Source organism: Fictibacillus fluitans (genome assembly GCF_030418125.1).
In the GTDB taxonomy this organism is placed as follows: domain Bacteria; phylum Bacillota; class Bacilli; order Bacillales; family Fictibacillaceae; genus Fictibacillus_C; species Fictibacillus_C fluitans.
Genome location: NZ_JAUHTR010000001.1, coordinates 100749 through 120072, shown reverse-complemented (window position 1 = coordinate 120072; position 19324 = coordinate 100749). Strand labels below are relative to the sequence as shown.

16 protein-coding genes are annotated in these 19324 nt (G+C 45.1%); all 16 read right to left on the bottom strand.

Going from position 1 to position 19324, the window contains the following annotated elements; all coding sequences use genetic code 11:
* Nucleotides 1–27: 27 nt before the first annotated feature.
* On the bottom strand, nt 28–801 hold the full coding sequence (locus QYB97_RS00570) for an SDR family oxidoreductase (RefSeq protein ID WP_301164013.1): 774 nt from the start codon (nt 799–801) through the stop codon (nt 28–30).
* The gene (locus tag QYB97_RS00565) at nt 798–2243 is read right to left on the bottom strand and encodes an aldehyde dehydrogenase family protein (protein ID WP_301164012.1); all 1446 of its coding nucleotides are present in this window, start codon (nt 2241–2243) and stop codon (nt 798–800) included. Before QYB97_RS00565 ends, QYB97_RS00570 begins: the two co-directional genes overlap by 4 nt.
* Before the next feature lie 4 nt (nt 2244–2247).
* Nucleotides 2248–3342, bottom strand: coding sequence for a tartrate dehydrogenase (locus QYB97_RS00560; RefSeq protein WP_301164011.1), 1095 nt, complete (start codon nt 3340–3342; stop codon nt 2248–2250).
* A 162-nt stretch (nt 3343–3504) separates the two neighbouring features.
* Nucleotides 3505–5223, bottom strand: coding sequence for a sigma-54 interaction domain-containing protein (locus tag QYB97_RS00555; protein WP_301164010.1), 1719 nt, complete (start codon nt 5221–5223; stop codon nt 3505–3507).
* Between the two features lie 201 nt (nt 5224–5424).
* A complete protein-coding gene (locus QYB97_RS00550) occupies nt 5425–5826 on the bottom strand; it encodes a DoxX family protein (RefSeq protein ID WP_301164009.1) in 402 nt (133 codons plus the stop codon).
* A gap of 66 nt (nt 5827–5892) precedes the next feature.
* Nucleotides 5893–7740, bottom strand: coding sequence for a sigma-54-dependent Fis family transcriptional regulator (locus QYB97_RS00545; protein ID WP_301164008.1), 1848 nt, complete (start codon nt 7738–7740; stop codon nt 5893–5895).
* A gap of 257 nt (nt 7741–7997) precedes the next feature.
* A complete protein-coding gene (gene lpdA / locus QYB97_RS00540) occupies nt 7998–9380 on the bottom strand; it encodes a dihydrolipoyl dehydrogenase (protein ID WP_301164007.1) in 1383 nt (460 codons plus the stop codon).
* A 15-nt stretch (nt 9381–9395) separates the two neighbouring features.
* Nucleotides 9396–10640, bottom strand: a complete 1245-nt coding sequence (locus QYB97_RS00535; protein ID WP_301164006.1) for a dihydrolipoamide acetyltransferase family protein — start codon at nt 10638–10640, stop codon at nt 9396–9398.
* A gap of 28 nt (nt 10641–10668) precedes the next feature.
* Nucleotides 10669–11700: an alpha-ketoacid dehydrogenase subunit beta gene (locus QYB97_RS00530; RefSeq protein ID WP_301164005.1), complete on the bottom strand. Its 1032-nt coding sequence runs from the start codon at nt 11698–11700 to the stop codon at nt 10669–10671.
* Nucleotides 11701–11721: 21 nt separating this feature from the next.
* Nucleotides 11722–12717 carry a thiamine pyrophosphate-dependent dehydrogenase E1 component subunit alpha gene (locus tag QYB97_RS00525; protein WP_301164004.1) on the bottom strand — a complete coding sequence of 332 codons (996 nt, stop codon included), beginning with the start codon at nt 12715–12717 and terminating at the stop codon, nt 11722–11724.
* A 192-nt stretch (nt 12718–12909) separates the two neighbouring features.
* Nucleotides 12910–13788, bottom strand: coding sequence for an aldo/keto reductase (locus QYB97_RS00520; protein ID WP_301164003.1), 879 nt, complete (start codon nt 13786–13788; stop codon nt 12910–12912).
* A gap of 320 nt (nt 13789–14108) precedes the next feature.
* Nucleotides 14109–14981: a YitT family protein gene (locus QYB97_RS00515; RefSeq protein WP_301164002.1), complete on the bottom strand. Its 873-nt coding sequence runs from the start codon at nt 14979–14981 to the stop codon at nt 14109–14111.
* A 112-nt stretch (nt 14982–15093) separates the two neighbouring features.
* Nucleotides 15094–15630: an RDD family protein gene (locus tag QYB97_RS00510; protein ID WP_301164001.1), complete on the bottom strand. Its 537-nt coding sequence runs from the start codon at nt 15628–15630 to the stop codon at nt 15094–15096.
* 124 nt (nt 15631–15754) lie between these two features.
* Nucleotides 15755–17131 (bottom strand): M28 family peptidase, encoded by a 1377-nt coding sequence (locus tag QYB97_RS00505; RefSeq protein WP_301164000.1) that lies wholly within the window; start codon nt 17129–17131, stop codon nt 15755–15757.
* 99 nt (nt 17132–17230) lie between these two features.
* Nucleotides 17231–18439 (bottom strand): sensor histidine kinase, encoded by a 1209-nt coding sequence (locus QYB97_RS00500; RefSeq protein ID WP_301163999.1) that lies wholly within the window; start codon nt 18437–18439, stop codon nt 17231–17233.
* Nucleotides 18440–18478: 39 nt separating this feature from the next.
* Nucleotides 18479–19249: a response regulator transcription factor gene (locus QYB97_RS00495; protein WP_301163998.1), complete on the bottom strand. Its 771-nt coding sequence runs from the start codon at nt 19247–19249 to the stop codon at nt 18479–18481.
* Nucleotides 19250–19324 lie beyond the last annotated feature (75 nt).

Here is a 19324-nt window from a genome sequence, read left to right as displayed (position 1 = left end):
TTGTTTCCCCCTTTTTTTAGGAATGAATTAAACGCCTCTTCCGCCATCAACATTCAACACTTCACCTGTCACTGCTTTAGCAAGATCGGAAGACATGTACAATGCCGCCTGCGCGATGTCGTGCGGCTGAATCAGCCTGCCCAGGGGAACACTGTCCAAAAAGATTTTTTTCTTGTCTTCTTCTACCTTCTGTGCGTCACCCGGTAAAAACCGGCCCAGCATGGGAGTTTCTGCAGGTCCTGGATTGATCGCATTCACCCGTATACCATAGGGAGCAAGTTCCAGGGCTAATGCCTTGGTCAGCATAATCGCTGCCCCTTTTGATGCACAATAGGCATTTAAACCCGGTCTCGCCCGTTCGCCTGCGATAGATGCAATGTTAATGATCACACCCCCAGCCTTTTGCTTCATCAACGGAACAACATGACGTGTGGTAAGAAAAATGGATTTCGTATTTACGGCCATAATTTTGTCCCATTCCTCCAGCTGAAGCTCTTCGATCGGTGTAAAGAATTGAGGAACACCGGCACAGTTGATCAGGATATGTGCGTCACCAAAGGCTTCTGTCGTCTGCCGAACCATTTGCCGGACACTCTCATCCTGTGCGACATTCGTCGGTACGACCAGAACTTGTTGGTCTATTTCCATTTCACTGGCTGTACTTCTGGCCGCCTCTTCGTTCAAATCCGCCAATACAACATTGGCTCCCTGGCTTCCAAAGAGTTTGGCGATTTCCTTTCCCATACCAGAGCCCGCTCCTGTAACAACTGCCGTTTTTCCTTCCAACAGACTCATATTCACAGGTTCATCACCACCATTCTTTCGTCTGTTAATTCCTGAATGGCATAACGGGGTCCTTCTTTGCCTATTCCGCTATTTTTTATTCCTCCATAGGGCATAACATCATTCCGGTAAGTGGAAACATCATTGATAACGACGCCTCCATACTGAAGAACTTTTGCTGCACGCATGGCCAGCTGAAGATCTTTTGTGAAAATTCCGGCCTGCAGCCCGTAATCAGATGCATTCGCTGCTTCAAACGCTTCTTGAACATCTCCATATGGAACAATACAGACGACCGGGGCAAACACCTCCTGGCATACGACCTTCATGTCAGGCTTTGTGTCAACCAGCACTGCAGGATGGAAGAGTGCTCCCTCCCTTTTAATTTCAACCAGAGGGCGTGCTCCCTGACTGACTGCTTCCCGAACCCATTCTTCTGTACGGATGGCTTCCTTCTCACTGATCATCGGTCCAACATCGGTTTCCTCTTTTTCCGGATCTCCTATGTTCAGTTGTTTAACATGTTCCACATATTTTTGTGTGAATTCATCGAACACCTCTTTTTGTACATAAAGGCGCTGCACCGCTATGCAAGCTTGTCCTGCGTTATGAAAGCTTCTGCTGGCCGTTAGCCGGGCGGCGATATCAAGGTCGGCATCCTTATGAACAATATTTGGTGAGTTGTTCCCGAGTTCAAGTGCGACTGGGCGCAGTCCGCTATTTTCCTTGATGTGTTTTCCAACTTCGCCGGAACCGGTAAAGGTGTACATGGCGATCCGTTCCTCAGCAAGCAGCCACTCTCCAACTTCACTTCCTGCACCTGTAATAATATTGATATAACCCCTCGGAAGTCCGGCCTCTTCCATCAAATCGACGAGCATAAAAGTCGCAAGCGGAGTTGAAGTTGCGGGCTTAATTACAATCGTATTGCCTGCAGCGATCGCAGGGGCCACTTTATGTACGCCAAGCAAGAGTGGATAGTTAAACGGAGTAATGACACCTATTACTCCGTTTGGAACCCGTATCGTAAAGCCGATACGATTTTCCGAACCTTCTGTTGCCTGAAGTGGTACCATCTCTCCCGCAATCCGCTTCGCCTCTTCAGCTGAAAGACGCAGAGTATTAATCGTGCGATCCAATTCTCCTTTGGCATCCTTTCTTGTTTTTCCTACTTCCTTAACCAGTGAACGTTCAAATTCTTCTCTGCGCTCTTCCATAAGTTCTGCGCTTTTTAAAAGAATGGAATACCTCTGTACCGGAGTAAGGGAATCTTTGAGATAATTCCGCTCGGCAGCATCTACCGCCTGGGTGACATGTTGACGGCTGGCTTTTGAAATTGACGCAATAATTTCACCAGTATATTTGTTATTGATAGGAATGCTTTCTTCAGTTTTGATGTATTCTCCATCAATGTACAACGGCAATTCCTTATTTTGATCGACTAATGATAAGCTTCCCACTCATTCATCCTCCTTTAGTTAGCTGCACCCTTACTTCTTGCATTTTCTTAAGAATCGCATCACCTAGCTCAAATGTTTTATTTTTCCCTCCTAAATCCGGTGTTCCAATTCTGCCTTCAATCAAAACCTCCTCAATTGACGAAACAACCAAGTGGTTCATTTCCTCAAAGCCCAAGTGCTCCATCATCAGGCCGATGCTCCAAATTTGTGCGATCGGATTGGCGATTCCTTTGCCTGCAATATCCGGGGCTGATCCATGTATCGGTTCAAACATGGACGGGAAGGCTTTTTCCGGATTGATGTTCCCTGATGGGGCCAACCCAAGGCCGCCAACAATGGCCGCTCCCAAATCCGTAAGAATATCTCCAAACAAGTTACTGCCGACCACAACATCCAGCTGCTCGGGTCTTGTGATGAAATACGCTGCAAGAGCATCAATATGATATATATCAGTTTGAATCGATGAATGCTCCCTGCTGACCTCCTTCACTATTTCATCCCAAAATGGCATGGAATGATTAATTCCGTTCGACTTTGTGGCTGCCGTCAAACGCTTGGCTTTCCTCTTTTCAGCCAACTGATAGGCATAATTGATAACCCGCTCTGTTCCATAACGAGTAAACACGTTGTTCTGAACCGCCATTTCATAAGGGGTATTTTCGTGGAGCCGGCCACCCATGTTGGAATATTCACCCTCAGTGTTTTCCCTTACGACAATAAAATCCAAATCGCTGTGGCTCTTGTAGCGCAAAGGACTTTCCAATCCTTTCAAAAGCTTGATGGGCCTCAGATTAATATACTGCTGAAAGGTCCGGCGAATCGGCAGTATCAGTTCCCATACCGAGATATGGTCTGGCACTTCCGGTGTTCCAATGGCACCTAAAAGAATAACGTCATAGTCCCGCAATGTATCCAGTCCATTTTCCGGCATCATTCTGCGGTGCTTGAGATAGTAATCGCAGTTCCAATCGAACACATCAATGGAGAAGCGGATTCCACCATGCAATTCCTCAATCTTTTTTAAAGTTTTAAGTCCTTCTTTCATAACTTCCGGACCAATTCCATCTCCCGGAATAGCTGCAATGGAAAAATGCTGCAAAATATCACCTCTTTTTAATTTGATGCCAAATGAAAATATGCAAGTTCCATGCCAACTTTGTTAATTTTGAATATTCTTACTATTCTCTGCGTTTTTTTCTATGCATCCAATGAAACAGATCTTTATCATGTTTTAAAATGGGACATATTGCACCAAAATGAATCAAATTAATTCATACTGTTTCATTTTTCTCCATAATGTGGAACGGCCGATTCCCAAAAACTTTGCCGCTTCGGACTTATTTTGATATTTCCGAAGAGCCTCTTGAATCAAATCTCGTTCATTTTCTTTCAAACTCTCTTTACTTTCCTCGGGGCCTTTTTTCTCAGGGTTCAACTTTGGATAAAAGAGCTCTGCCTTCTTAGCATTCAAGGTGGTACCTTGATCAAGCAGGATTAACCGTTCAATTACATTTCGCAGCTCACGTATGTTTCCCGGCCAGTCATACTGTTTCAAAAGTGGCAGAAAGCCTGAATCAAAACCCATCATTTTCCTGCTATGCTGTTCATTTAACTGTTCCATAAAGTGATTCACAAGGAGAGGAATGTCGTCCCTCCGGTATCGGAGAGGAGGAAGATCAAGAGAGAGTACATTTAAACGATAATAGAGATCCGTTCGAAACGTTTTGCTTCGAAGTGCTTCTTCCATTTCAGCATTGGTCGCCGCAATTATTCTTACGTTAACTGGAATGGCACGCTGTCCTCCGACTCTCCGTATGGTTTTTTCCTGAAGTACCCTGAGCAGATGAGCTTGAATTTGCAACGGCATCTCTCCTACTTCATCTAAAAACAGTGTCCCTCCATGCGCCAATTCAAAAAGACCTGGCTTTCCCCCTTTTCTCGCCCCCGTAAAACTTCCCTCTTCATACCCGAACAGTTCACTCTCGAGAAGGTGATCAGGGAAAGCCGCACAATTGACAGCAACAAAAGGACCTATCGCCCTTCTGCTCTTGAGGTGGATTCCTTGTGCAAACAATTCCTTTCCTGTTCCGGATTCCCCCGTGATCAGAACGGTTGCATCCGTCCGGGCAAATATTTCGGCTTGCTGTTTGGCATTCAAAATTGTTTCTGTTTTTCCAATAATGTCATGCAGTGTGTATTTTGCTTCAAGACCATTTTCGTGCAGTCTTTTCCTTAGTTTCATCTCCATTCTTTGAAGATCGGTGATTTGCTTAAAATTCGAGACCGCGCCAACGACCGTATTGTCCAGCAAAACAGGATACCTGTTAATAAGGTACTGTTTATCGTGAATGACAGCGATATCTCCTATTTCCTTTTTTCCCGCCTGCAGTACTCTCAACATATCGGAATGAGGTATAAAGTCGGTAATATTCCTCCCAATAACATCTGCATCAAGCCGAAGGTATTTTTTTGCGTGTTCATTGGTTAAGGTGATTTTCCCATTTCTGTCCACAGCGATCACCCCATCGTGTGCAGAATGCACAATGGCTTGAACCTGCAGCTTTTCTTTTACAAATTCTTTTGTTACTTCCATTAATTGCAGCGCTTGCCGAACTGCTGCCATCAACGTACCGCTTGCCGGGTTTACAAAAAACAGATTCTCTTTCTTCCATTGAGTAAACGTAGCTTGTTTATGCCAGGCAGGAATAAAAAGACATGCCTCGTATTTTGCTGCGTTATTCATTTCTTGCTCACTGCTGAAAACAGGAAAGAAAGGCTCATCGATGAATTGTGATTCCAGTTCCAGCCATTCCTTTTCTTTTGGCGAAACGAAAATGACAGTATGCTCTTCATGGGTTTGGTTTCTCTTTTCTGCTTCAAGAAAATCCTGTCTATGTAATGAAATGGGAACAATCGGGACATTTAAAGATTGAAGTTCGTCGACAAATGGTAATGGGGCGATTACAACGTACGGATTCATTGATTGGTCAAGCACCGCTTTTTTGGAATGAAAGCAAGAAGGTTGTATTCCCTTCTGATGAAAAAACTGAATAAGGCATGATTCTAGCGCTTCGTTACATTTATACAAGGCAATCACTGTTATACACTCCTTTCGTTACTTAGCACTCTATCATTCTTTTATAAAAAAAGAGCCCGTTATTGGGCCCTCATTCATGTATCTCTATTTGCCAGTTCTTTTGGTCAGCGGGATTATGCTTCTCACTCCTTCATTCCTTAGCCATAATCCTCCCCAGGTGAGTATCCCGACATAGACAGGAAACAGAGTAAATGAAAACAGCGGATTGTCTAGCCTGAGGTGTGTGACGACGGCGCCTCCAAAATACCCGGTCAACAAAATGGCACCGAGCACATCTGTTTTCGGATAAAGATACAGCAGCACCGAGATAAGACCCAGAAGCCCAATGATTACCACATGATGTTCAGCAAAGCCCAGTTCCGTGCTGCCATCTACCGCTGCTTTTGCCTTAAATAGCTTGGATACGCTGTCAAAAAGCATAAAAAGAACAACCAGTCCGCTCATGATCCGCCCCGTCCACCGGCTCCCTTTCAAACGAAACGCCATCTTACGACCCCCTTTTAACACCCCTTTTCCCCTCAATTTATTCATTTGCAGCTTGTCTAAAAACCGTCACAGTCCATATTTATGAATTTTTTTGTAGAATGTACTTCTCGGAATTTCACAAAGTTTGGCAGCGAGTGTTACATTGCCCTTTGTCTTTTTCAATGCGTCCATGATTACATCCTTTTCCACTTGGTCACGAAATGTCAGGACGGTTTTATCCTCAAAAGGTAAGCAGCCCGTCTCCTGTGGCTCCAACGGCCGAAGCAATTGGTTTAATTCCCCTTTGTTCATTGAAGCTTCAGGAATGACATGCAAACGTTCCATAACATTAAACAGTTCTCTGATGTTTCCGGGCCAGTCATAAGCCACCAGAATGTCCATGACATGATCAGGCAGGTTTAAGACCATTCCCTGGTTTTCACAATAATACCTTATGAGGTGCGGGATATCTTCTTTTCTTTCACGAAGGGCCGGAACAGCCAGGGGGTACACATGAAGACGGTAAAACAAATCTTTCCGGAACAAACCTTGTTGAACGAGATGCCCCAAATCCTGATGAGTGGCACAGATCACCCTGAAGTCCGCCGGAATTTCCCTTGCACTGCCAACAGGCATTACTTTTTTCTCCTGCAGCACTCTTAAAAGGGCGACCTGCATAGCCTGAGGGATCTCACCTATTTCATCCAGAAAAATGGTTCCGCCGTCCGCCTGCCGAAACTTTCCTTCCGCGCCTTGTTTCTTCGCACCGGTAAATGCGCCCGGTTCATAGCCGAACAGCTCGCTTTCCAGCAGTTCGGCAGAAAGGGCTCCACAGTTCACTGCTATAAACGGACCGTTTTTCCGCGGGCTGTTTTCATGGATTGCCCGTGCGACCAGTTCCTTCCCTGTTCCCGTTTCTCCTGAAATATAGACACTTAACGAGCTTGGTGCAACCCGTCTGATCTCTTCAATCGTTTGCTGAAAAGATCTACTTTTCCCTGCTTCTCCAGGAAACACAAAACCAGGTTCTGCGGCAGGCATTGCCCCCTGCCAGGAGGAGTACTGCTTATCGGAAACCAGGCTCACGCAATATCCAAGAATCCTTTTCTGCGCATTATAAATCGGCATTTGCTTTTCGGTCATGAGCCCATAGTGGACAGCCTCTGCAATATTTCGTCCCGCCAAATCGGAAGATCTCCGCCGGAGAGCTTGTCCCATCGCAAGAATATTACCATTTGGGCTGCAGACAACAAGGTTTGGATTCATTTCCAGTAAATCCATGCACTGGCGGATAAGCTCCATTTCCCTCTGACTGGACTGGATTTTCAGTTCTTGTTCAATCGCCTGGGACACGGAGGCAATCATACCGAGCATGTACGGATGCGCTGTACTGACAGGACAGGAGATGTCCAATACACCGAGAATACTCCCTTCCGGGTCATGCACGGGCACAGCCGAACAGCTCCATTGATGGGAGGCAATGGAGTAATGTTCTGTTCCGCTGACCAGCACGGCTTCCTTTGTTTGAAGGGCTGTACCTATGGCATTGGTACCCACTTCATCTTCTGTCCACTTGACTCCTTCAACAAAGTTGATCCTGGATGCGGCGGTTATGATTTTCCGGTTTCCGTTCAGCGAAAGAACGTAGCCATCTGAATCAATTAACAGTGCCATCATGCCCAATTCCTGAAACGCCTCTTTCATCCGCTGCATGTGCGGACCGGCAGCTTCTAAAAATGTAGAGTTCTTGTTTTTCCGCAGAATCAGCTCTTCCTCAGATAAAATATGTCTGCCTTTTGTCAGATAAGGATCGACTTCCACATCCTTGCAGCGATGCCACGATTCCTGAATCCTCTTGTTTAAGCGGGCCGGGTCAAGCACCCCTTCCTGAACAAACCGCTTCCATGTGCTTAAATAACAGGTAGACGCAAGCATTTTAACCTCCTCTGTTGCACTAAGAGTCCGGGAATAAAGCTTGTAATATTTTAGAATTTTCTGTCTGTTTTACTATAATTATACCGGAGTTTAAAAGCGCTTACAATCCGCATAAAAAAGAAGGCACGGAATTTCATGCCTTCTTTTGTCTGTTTATCCTCGTTTTCAGGAAAATACAACGCCTCCGTCAATCATGATGGACTGCCCCGTGACAATGGCTGTTCTAGCATCTTTCATATTTTTCCCCTTCCCTTCAATCAGGCGTGGACAGCCTGACCCTTTATAGTGGCAATTGCTTCTGAAATAGCTTCAGAAAGCGTTGGATGGGCAGCAATAAAATCCTCGAGAACATCTACCGTTAATTCGCCGTGAATCATGAGCGTTCCCTGGCCAATCAGTTCGGTCGCCCGAGGACCGGCTATGGAAAGTCCCAGAACTTCATTGTACTGGGGTTCAATGAGCACCTTTACCTTTCCGGAAGGTTCATTGAGGATCATCGCCTTGCCGTTGGCTCCAAATGAGAATTCTCCTGTTTTTACTTCTGCGTACTGTTCTCTTGCCTGTTTTTCCGTCAAGCCGACACTGGCAATTTCCGGAGATGTATAGATGCACCTTGGAACAGCTCTGTAATTTGCACGTTTATGACGTCCACAAGCATTTAAGGCTGCGACTGTTCCTTCGTGAAATGCCACATGAGCAAGCAATATTCCGCCCGTCACATCACCCGCAGCATAAATATGCGGCACATTCGTCTGCATGAATTCGTTGACGTGTATTCCTCCTCTGTCAGCAATTATCCCAATCGCTTCAAGGTTCAGGCCTGAAACAAGAGGAGTCCTTCCTACCGAAACCAGCACCTTATCCGCTTTTAATTCGATGGATCGGCCGGCATCTTCATAAATCGCCGTTCTACTGTCAGTGTCAAGCGATTTTAAAGAAGCGGACGTATGTATCTCTACACCGTCACTGGCCAGCCGGTCATGAAGAACAGCCGCCATATCCTCATCTTCCCCCGGAAGAAGCTGATCCGCCATTTCTATGATGGTAACCTTTGTTCCAAACCGGCTGTAAATACTTGCAAACTCACAGCCTATAACTCCTCCGCCAACGATCAGAAGAGATGCGGGAATGGAATCTAATTCCATCGCTTTCCCGCTGTCATTCACCCAATCTCCGTCAAAAGGGGCAAACGGGAGCTCCGCAGGCTTGGATCCTGTCGCGATAATGCACGAATGAAAATCTATCACTTTTTCTGAATCATCCACTTCAAGCACTTGCAGAGTTTTTTCCGTTAAAAAACGGGCTTTCCCCTGAATTACGGTGATTCTATTCTTTTTCATCAAATACTGTATGCCGGCAACCAGCTGGTCTCGTATGGAGTTTTTGCGCTGCTGCACCGTTCCCCAGTCAATGACCGGTTTCACAGAGGAGAAGCTGATCCCGAATTCCCCTGCATGTTGAACCTTTTCGAGCACTTCCGCGCTTTCCAGGAGAGCTTTTGTCGGCATACATCCTTTATTCAGGCAGGTGCCTCCTAAATTAGAATGATCTATTAGGATTACCTCTTTTCCCTGCTGGGCCGCAGTAATGGCAGCAACATAGCCGGCAGGGCCGCCTCCGATTACGGCGATTTTTTCCATTCCGTCACCTTCTTTCTATACCAGCATGGAAAATGGCTCTTCCAGATACCCTTTAATCTCTCTTAAGAAAATGGCAGCTGGTGCGCCATCCACGAGCCGGTGGTCAAATGTCAGACTCAACGGCAGTATGCTGCGGCGCTCCAAGCTTTCCCCCCGGTACACGGGTTGATCTTCCGCTGCTCCCACGCCAAGAATTCCAGCTTCTGGAGGATTCAAAATTGGAGTAAAGTGTTCAACCCCATACTGTCCAAGGTTGGTGATGGTAAAGGTTGAACCTGTCATTTCTTCACTGCCAAGCTGATTCTCTCTTGCTTTTTTCGCCATTTCCCGGATTGAAGCGGACAACTGGGACAATGAAAGATTCCCCGCATCCTTAATTACCGGTACCACAAGGCCCTTTTCCAGAGCAACCGCCATCCCCAGGTGAACATTGGTATTTTCCTGGATGGAATCATTCTTCAAAGCGCTGTTCATCAGCGGGTGTGCCTGCAGTGCTAAAATTGCGGCACGGGTAATAAAATCCGTTAACGTAAGCTTCTCTCCAAACCTGCGTTTGACCGGCTCCGCACTTTGAGTCTGCAGATTTTTAAGCTCTGTAATGTCCGCTTTCATATGAATGGTCAGCTGTGCACTGTTTTGCAGACTGCTGTGCATCCGTTCAGCAATCACCTTGCGCATTCCCGCCAGCGGCCGGGATAGCTGTTCTGTGCTTGTTTTTGCTGCATTACCTTTCTGTTCAGAAGGCTCCGGCATGGACTCTTGAGAAACGTTTTCCAACGCAGTTTGCACATCTTCTTTTGTAATCCTTCCTCCTGGGCCCGTTCCGGACAGCGTCCCGATATCCAGATTAGCTTCGGCAGCCATTTTTCTGGCAACCGGTGAAATTTTCACTTTTCCGGCGGAGGTCCGTGCAGGTAAAGGACTTTCCTTTACGGGCGTGGATGCCGGAGCCGCAGTCTCAGGCTCTGCTGCAATACTCGCGGCAGCCTCCTCCTGGGCTCCACCGGAAACTACCTTTTCATCCGGCTGCCCAATATAGGCGATCGGTGTTCCGGGAGGCACTCCCTTCCCTTCTTCTACGGCGATTTCCAGAAGAATGCCTTCTCCGGGAGACTCAATCTCCATCTCTATTTTTTCTGAATTGATGCTGGCGATCAGTTCTCCTTTTTGTACCGGATCTCCCACTTTCTTGTTCCAGACGGAGACCGTTCCTTCTTTCATCGCCATTCCGAGTTTTGGCATGACAACATTGATGGCCATATTTGTTTCTCTCCCTTCCTTTTTGCTTTTACACGCTGAGCGCGTTTTCTCCCAAAAGCTCGGAAACTACCTGTACAACCTTTTCCGGGGTTGGAAGGTAAATGTCTTCCAGAGGAGGAGAAAACGGAACCGGTGTATGCGGAGCGGTAATGCGCTTAATCGGTGCATCCAGTAGATCAAATCCTTTATCGGCAACTAGCGCTGCAATATCCGTCGCCATGCTGCACCTTGGATTCGCTTCGTCAATAACTACCAGGCGGTTTGTTTTAGCCACCGAACCCAGAATGGTATCTTCATCAAGAGGAGAAAGACTTCTTGGGTCAACAATTTCAGCCTGTATGCCTTTTTCAGCCAATTGATCGGCAGCATCCAAGGCAACCTGGACCATTTTGCCGATCGCGACAATGGTGAGGTCGCTTCCTTTACGCTTGATATCTGCCTCGCCAAATGAAATAGTGTAATAGTCTTCCGGCACTTCGCCAGTCATATTATATAGAGTCTTGTCTTCAAAAAAGATGACAGGGTCATCATCCTCGATCGCCTTCAGGAGCAATCCCTTGGCGTCATAAGGAGTGGATGGAACCACCACTTTAATGCCTGGAATAGCCGTAAAGAGGGCATAAAGGCTTTGGGAATGCTGAGCCGCTGCGCGAAAGCCGGCTCCATGAGTGGTTCGGATGGTAATCGGAACCTTTGCTTTTCCTCCAAACATGTAGCGGAACTTTGCACCCTGGTTAAGCACCTGATCAAGGCAGGAGCCGATGAAGTCGTTAAACATGAGCTCGGCAATCGGACGAAGGCCGGTTGAGGCCGCAGCCATTGCAGCCCCGACATAGCCTGCCTCCGTAATTGGAGTATCCAGCACGCGTTCCCGTCCAAATTCCTGAACAAGACCTTTTGTTACCCCAAGCACTCCGCCCCAGGCTTCATCATCCTGAAGATGGTCGACCTGCGCACCTCCTGCCACGTCTTCGCCAAGCAGCAGCACATTTTCATCTTTTCTCATCGCGAGCTTCATTGCTTCATTGATGGCATCAGCCATACTGATTGTTCTACCCATTGTCTCTTCCTCCTTTTTCAATTAATAGCTTACGTAGACATCGTCCAATAAATCGGATGGTTTAGGGTAATCGCTGTCTTCACTGAATCTCACCGCTTCTTCGATTGCCAGATCTACCGCATTCTCAATTTCGGCCAGCTCATTTTCAGCAAACAGCCCTTTTTCCAGCAAATATTTTCTGAAAGCGATTATGGCATCCTTTGTTTCCTTATGTTCTTTTTTATCTTCTTCCACCTTGTATTTCTGTGCATCTCCTTCAAAATGGCCATAATTACGATACGTGACACACTCAATTAATGTTGGACCCTCGCCTCTTCGGGCACGTTCAACCGCTTCTTCTGCCGCCTTGTAAACGGCCATAATATCTTTTCCATCCACCGTGATTCCAGGAATATTGTAGCCATGGGCCCGGTCAGCGATCGTTTTGCAGCTTGACGCATAAGAGAACGGGGTAGCTTCTCCGTAGCCATTGTTCTCCGCGACAAACACAACCGGCAGCTTCCAGATGGCGGCAAGATTGATGCCTTCATGAAACGTTCCCTGGTTATTGGCACCATCACCGAAAAAGCAAACGCTTACATTATTAGTCTTTTTATACTTGGCGGTAAGTGCGGCGCCGCAGACCAAAGGAAATCCTCCTCCTACGATCCCATTTGCCCCAAGCATGCCCTTGTCAAAGTCGGCGATATGCATGGATCCGCCTTTTCCTTTACAAAGCCCTGTCACTTTTCCATATATTTCTGCCATCATGCCGTTCAGCCCACATTCCTTGGCAATACAGTGACCATGTCCGCGGTGTGTACTCGTAATGCTGTCATAATCCGACAGATGCGCACATACACCAACAGCAACCGCTTCCTCACCGGCATAGAGATGAACAAATCCCGGCAGCTTGCCAAGCGAAAACAATTCATGCACCTGGTCCTCAAACTTTCTGATCTCGAGCATCTTTCTGTACATCCACTGCGCCTTGTCACTTGTTAATGACTCTGCGTTTTGACTTTGCGTCGCTTCCATACTTCAGCCTCCCTGTCTTCCTTTTTTTTAAAACTGCACTTTACTATGTAGCAAGATCCGTGCCAACTTGAAAAACCCTTTAGAAAAGGGATTTTGTTCTATTACAGAAGAAAAAAACGAGACAGAACGAGACGGTTGTCTCATTTTGTCTCGTTCTGTCTCTCATTGTTAATCGTATTTGCAAATCCTGTCCTAAGCAATAGAAGTAGGTGAACCAAATATCGTGGTGTACCCGCTGATTGAGCTTAGGATCCTTTCGGCTTCTTCGTTATTCACAGAACCATAGCGCTCAACGGCATCAACAATTTTTGGAAACAGGTGAATATCTCCTGCACTGGCAAAGCCAGCGATGCCCGGGAAGGAAAGGACAAAGTGAACACAGGCATCGATGACCTCCTGCTGGTCGAAAGGCTCGTACCATGTAGCATAATTCCTCTCTTGCTGCTCTCCCCAAGGAGCTTTTGCAATAGCTTTAATGACTCTGACCGCCACATTTTGGCTGTTCGCTTCGGCCATTAATTCATCAAAAGCTGCACGGTAGTCAGGCAATGAGTACATATAATAATTGAGCGGAAGCAATACGGTGTCGAATGAAAAGCGCTTTAGTGCTTCCAGGTGGGTGACAGGCGCTTGATGTCCATGTCCAGTTATGCCAATCGCTTTTACGATCCCTTCTTCTTTTGCTTCAAGAGCCGCTTCCAGTGCGCCGCCTTTTGCTGTACATTTATCAAGCTCCTCAATTGTCCCAACCGCATGCAATTGGAGTAAATCCACAGAATCGACTTTCATTCGTTCCAACGAACGATAGATTTCTGCCTTTGCTTTTTCTTTTGTCCTCTGTCCCGTTTTCGTAGCCAAAAAGATTTCGTTGCGGACTTCGCTGATGATTGGACCAAGCCTCACTTCTGCATCTCCATAATCCGCGGCAGTATCAAAGTGATTTACCCCATGATTAAGTGCAAACGATATGGATTGATCTGCTTCATCCTGCGTTACGTCTCCCAAGCTTGCTGCTCCAAACATAACCACTGAACCTTCATAGCCCAAACGGCCAATTTTGCGTTTTAGCATGTAAAACCCTCCTTGTTTATGAACGTAACTGGATAAAAACACATTCTAAGGAGAAATGTAACCAAGTAAGGATAAAAAATCAAATATTTCGACTTTTCAAACACATTTATTCTTGAGTTGTGAAACCAAATTCTAACTTATTCTCAATTCAAGGCATTTTATTCTCAAATCTCGATCATTTATTCTCAAATCTTCAGCGTTTATTCTCAAACAGGATATCCTACATGGATTTCAACAAAATTCGACTCATTTAAATGCCGGAAGATCCCCTCAAACGAAAAAAACCTGCAGACATATCCCTTATCTGCAGGCTTTTTTTCTTAATGAATGTTATTTTTTCTGAAATTCCCGCCCTTTACTTCCGCAACATCATATACCGTAACAAAAGCGCCTTCATCAATTTCAGTGATAATTTCTTTAATTTTGCTTTCCTCCAGACGGTTGATCACACATGTAATTTCTTTAAACTTTTCCATTGTGTAACCGCCGTATACTTCATTATATGTGGCACTCCTGCCTAATCGGTCGCGAATGGTCTCTACCATTAATTCAGGCTCTGTAGTGATAATCTTAAACATTTTGGAGCCGCTTAGTCCTTCTTCAACGATATGTATGACCTTCGACGCAATAAAATATGCGATTGCAGAAAGGATGCCCCCCTGAAGTCCAAATACGAAGGAAACAAAAATAAATACAAACAAGTTGAGGAAAAGAATAAAATCACTTGTCCCAAATGGTAGTTTTCTGGCCAGCAATACCGCAAGCATATCGATGCCATCCAGTGCTCCACCGTTACGCAGCGCCAAACCCATACCAATCCCGAGAATGATTCCACCGACAACTGTAATCAGCAAGGTATCTCCTTCGATAATGGCCGGCATATGATGCATGAGTCGTGTTCCCAGTGCAAGAGAAGCAATGCCAATCACGGAAAAAATCGCAAAGCTTCTTCCAATTTGTTGATAGCCCAGCCATATAAACGGAATATTTACTATCGCAATCAGGATGCCCAGGGGCATATCAAATAGCTCCGAACCAACGATGCTAAGACCTGTCACTCCACCATCTGATACACGGTTTGGAATCAAAACGGTTTCCAGTCCATATGCCGCGATAAATCCTCCAATAACAATCATCAATCCTCGTAAAGTTAACCACAATGCTTTGTTCTTTCTTTTTCTTGTTTTGCGCATATCAATCCTCTTTCATTCTTTTATCTGATTCAAGTGTAACACAAAACATTCCTTAATTACTTTTCCCAAGGATCAAACAAAAGAAGCAATGGAGGGTTGATGAATGCGAATATTACTCCTTGTACCTGATTGCAGTGCCCGAAAGAAAGTCATACACCGTTCGATTCTTTTTGTTGATAAAGGGACTGATCAAATAAATAAGTATGAGTACATAATCGCTTATCAGCAAAAAAGAAAGGGACTGTTCGGAGTAGGGTGATGGCAGAATCATGTTCCATATCGTAAAATGGGCGAGCTCCCATGGGGCAAATTTTAAAGCGGTACGGAAAAGCGATCGTCCAAATCCAACCGGACGGTTACTCTGATCTGTGACGATAATTCCCGTTTTCCTCTTTCCCCACGTCGCATGAAGAGGACTTCCTTCACTTATGACAAAGTAAAGAGACACCGGGAGTGTAATTAGTAAAAAACCAGTAATTTCAGCAGACAAAGGGCTTTCCCTGAAAAGTGGAAAAAGAAAGGGCTGAGCAAAAAAGGAGAATCCGCTTAACAAGATGATGTATGCCAAAATGAAAATATAATCCCATAAAAAGGCTTTTAATCGTAAGCCAAAGGGAACATACTTTTTACTTTCAGTTTGATTCCCCATTTTATACCCTCCCTTTTTTTGCCCTTTACCAATCAACTTACTCTATTAAATGATTTAGAATTTTATTTCTTATAAAACAAGAAAAAGACAGCTCAGTTAAGATAAGCTGCCCTTTCTTTGTTACTTAATCCACCGGACGGTTCTCAAAAGGATAATCGACCGGATTCTGGTTATAATTTGGTCCCGGTCGGACGATTTGGAATGTTGACCCTGCAACAATTTCCGCTGCTTGCTTCAATTTTTCCTTATCGATTTTGTCGAGGGTATCTTCTGGTGTGTGGTACCATGGCTCGACAGGACTATGTATAAACAATGCTGCCGGAATACCGAGTTCATGGAATGGCTGGTGATCACTTCTTCCCAGTTTGCCGTAAGGAATGGTTTCATATAAGTCGGAACTTACTGTGGCGCCAAGATCAGTCACAAGATTTTTGTTTCCGTCTATGGTATACATGATCAAGCCTCCGAGCGGATGGTCAGCTCCGGCATCTCTTCCTCCGATCATGTCCATTTGGAAATGGGCAATAATCCTGCTGGCATCACTCGGTGTGAGGCTCTCTGCATAATGATAGGAGCCAAGAAGACCTTTTTCCTCACCGCCAAAGGTGACAAAACGGATTTCTGTATCCGTAGGAATTTTGGAATATATTTTTGCCAATTCCAGCACCCCGGAAACGCCCGAAGCATCATCATTCGCTCCTGGTCCTCCATGGACGGAATCATGATGTGCGCCAATTAATATCGTCTTCCCGGTATCAATGCCCTTCATCGCTTTTTTGGAGGAAATAACATTATAAGAAGTTTTTTCTTTTAACCCCGCACCGGTCACTTTAACATTTGCTGTGAGGGTTTCAGATTTTAAACGCTCCACGAACTCCAGACCTTTTGCACGGGTAATGCCGACTGCCGGAATATTCTGTCCGCTGGCTACCTGTCCAAATTCATTGGAAGAACCCGTATTGTTGAACATAATGACACCGATTGCTCCCCGGTCCATAACATTTTTCACCTTGTCTACAAACGTGAGATCGCCGCGTTCAATAAGGGCAATCTTTCCTTTCACATCCCCAATCTCCGAAGGATTTGCTTTACCGACATAAATGAGCTGGGATGTCACATTCCCATTCACCGTTCCGGTAAACGCGTGAGGAACCTCACCCAGGTCACTGCCATTAATGGAAGCAGATACCGAATCTACCTCAAATGCACTGAACGTGTATGGTTGAATTTTAGTTTCGTAACCGAGAGCTTTGAATTGTTTGCTGATATACTGTACAGCTCTCCATTCCCCCTGAGTGCCTGCTTCCCTCGGCTGTTCTGATAAATAGGCAATCGTGTTGTACATTCGATTCGCATTAATGGGTATGCCTGAATCCTTCTTCGCCCCACTTGATACAGTTGTTGCCATGGCATTTGATGATGTCTTCGCATGTACTGCCGATGTGCCGATAGAAAGGGCCAGACCTGCAGCAAGTAAAGAAACCATACTTTTACGATACATAAACTCTCTCCTTCTTTGGTTAAATTTAACTACTATTCTAGTATTTAGTAATTATGTCGATTTGTAAATCAAAAGGCTGTGCTAAATTTCTACAAACTTCTACACAGACAACGGCAGTTCAATATTTACTTTTGTTCCTCCCTGTTCTCTTTTTCCAATTTGTGCTATTCCCCATTCCATGCCAAAACCATGCTTTATTCGCTTGTCCACATTCACGAGGCCAATTCCTGTTGTTTCGGCTTGTTTATTAGAAGGAAGTGACCGGGTTCCTTCCTCGATGCCAGCACCATCGTCCTCAATTTCAATAACGACTTTATTGCCAGTTTGGTAGACATGCAGAGAAATATGTATCGGTTGACCCGATGGCTCGAAACCATGCACGATGGTGTTTTCTATAAGGGGCTGTATGGTGAAAATCGGTATTTGCATATCCTGAAGAGACTGTTCCACTTCCAGCTGAAAATCGATTTTATGACGGTAACGTGTTTGCTGGATTAATAGATAGTTTCTGACATGTTCGATCTCTTCTTCAAGGGTGACATATTGGTCGGTATTTTTCAGGCTGTACCGAAGAATTTTTGCCAGCAGGTAGGTGACTTCCTGGGTTTGTTCGGCTTGTTCCATATAAGCGATGCGGGAAATTGTGTTCAATGTATTAAATAAAAAATGGGGGTTGATCTGTGATTGAAGAAATTTGAGTTCTGTTTCTTTCAAATCGCGTTCCAGCTGTGTTCTGCGCTGAAGCTCTTTGAATAATTTCTCGCTTTTCCGGGACAGCTCTTTTTTCGTCAAATAGGCATCACAAATTTTCACAATATGATTGGCTGTGACAAAGAGCAATTCAGCGATCGCTTCAATTTCGCTTTTTTTCTTAAACAGCAGCTGAGCGTATTGCGTCCCTAACTCCTTCAGGTTCAATCCCAATTGATTCTTGTCCATTCTCATATCGGAAATGGTGTTCATTTCTGATTCGGTCATTAGGATTTGTCCGCAGAGAATGGCACCAATATACCTTCCGCGCAGGACAATAGGCGCTGCAAAATCTACCAATCCGGAATGACAGCGATGAAGAACCGGGCGCTGCTGCTCGGAAGCCATTCTTCCGACATTTTCGTCTGAAAGCATGCATCGCCGTAAACCTTCCGGAGAAGAGCGCACATAAGTGCAAAAGCCTGTAAAGTTGCTGGCTTTGGTAATGGGCACTCCATTCTCATCACATATCAAAACCGCTACACTGGTCGCATCCGCAAACTTGTTTTGGATTTCCTGCAATATACTGACATCCACCAAATCAAGCAGCTTTTTCAATTTTGTCATCCCCTGTTATCGTAATATTCAGTTTATTTATCACATGATTTTATCATACGACAGCACATTTCGTTTTTCCTGGAGCATGCTTTCGTGATAAGCCCGGTACTTTTTGGGCGGTACACCCTCAAGCTTACTGAATACCCTGGAAAAATAGTTGATATCGGTAAACCCGCATTGCTGGCTGATTTCTGTTATGGACAATTGAGACTGGATTAACAGCTCTCTTGATTTTTCAATCCGTTTCTGAGTAATGTATTCGGTGACGGTTTTTCCGGTTTCCTGTTTAAACAGCCTGCTTAAGTATTGGGGATGAAGAAATACATGATGTGCGAGCTGCTTTAAAGAAAGCTTGTCGTCCAAATTCATGTGGATGTACTCTGTCACCGACCGAATGGCATCACTCGGGTTTTCTTTATAAACCTCGTTTACTGGATGAGGGCTCATTTGTTCGGTAATTTTTATCAGTGAAGCGAGAATTTCTTTCGGACTTACCGGCTTTAATAGAAAATCCTCGACACCAATTTTTAAAGATTTGACGGCGTAATCAAAATCGTTATAGGCCGTCAGTATGATAATTTTCACCTGTGGATACAAATCTTTCATTTCTGCAGCGGCATGTATGCCATCCATCACGGGCATTTTCAAATCCATAATGACAATATCTGCTTCTTCATTTCTCATCTGCTCCAAAGCTGAAAGTCCGTTTTCCGCTTCAAAACACCGGTCCAAATTGATATCACCTTTGGCTACAATATCAAGCAAAACCTCCCGTTCCAACGGCTCATCATCAACAACCATAATATTCATAACTTCACCGCCTTTAAAAAGAATTCACCTTTTAAGTATGTATGAAAGCGGATACAATTACAAGACAAGCCGCTC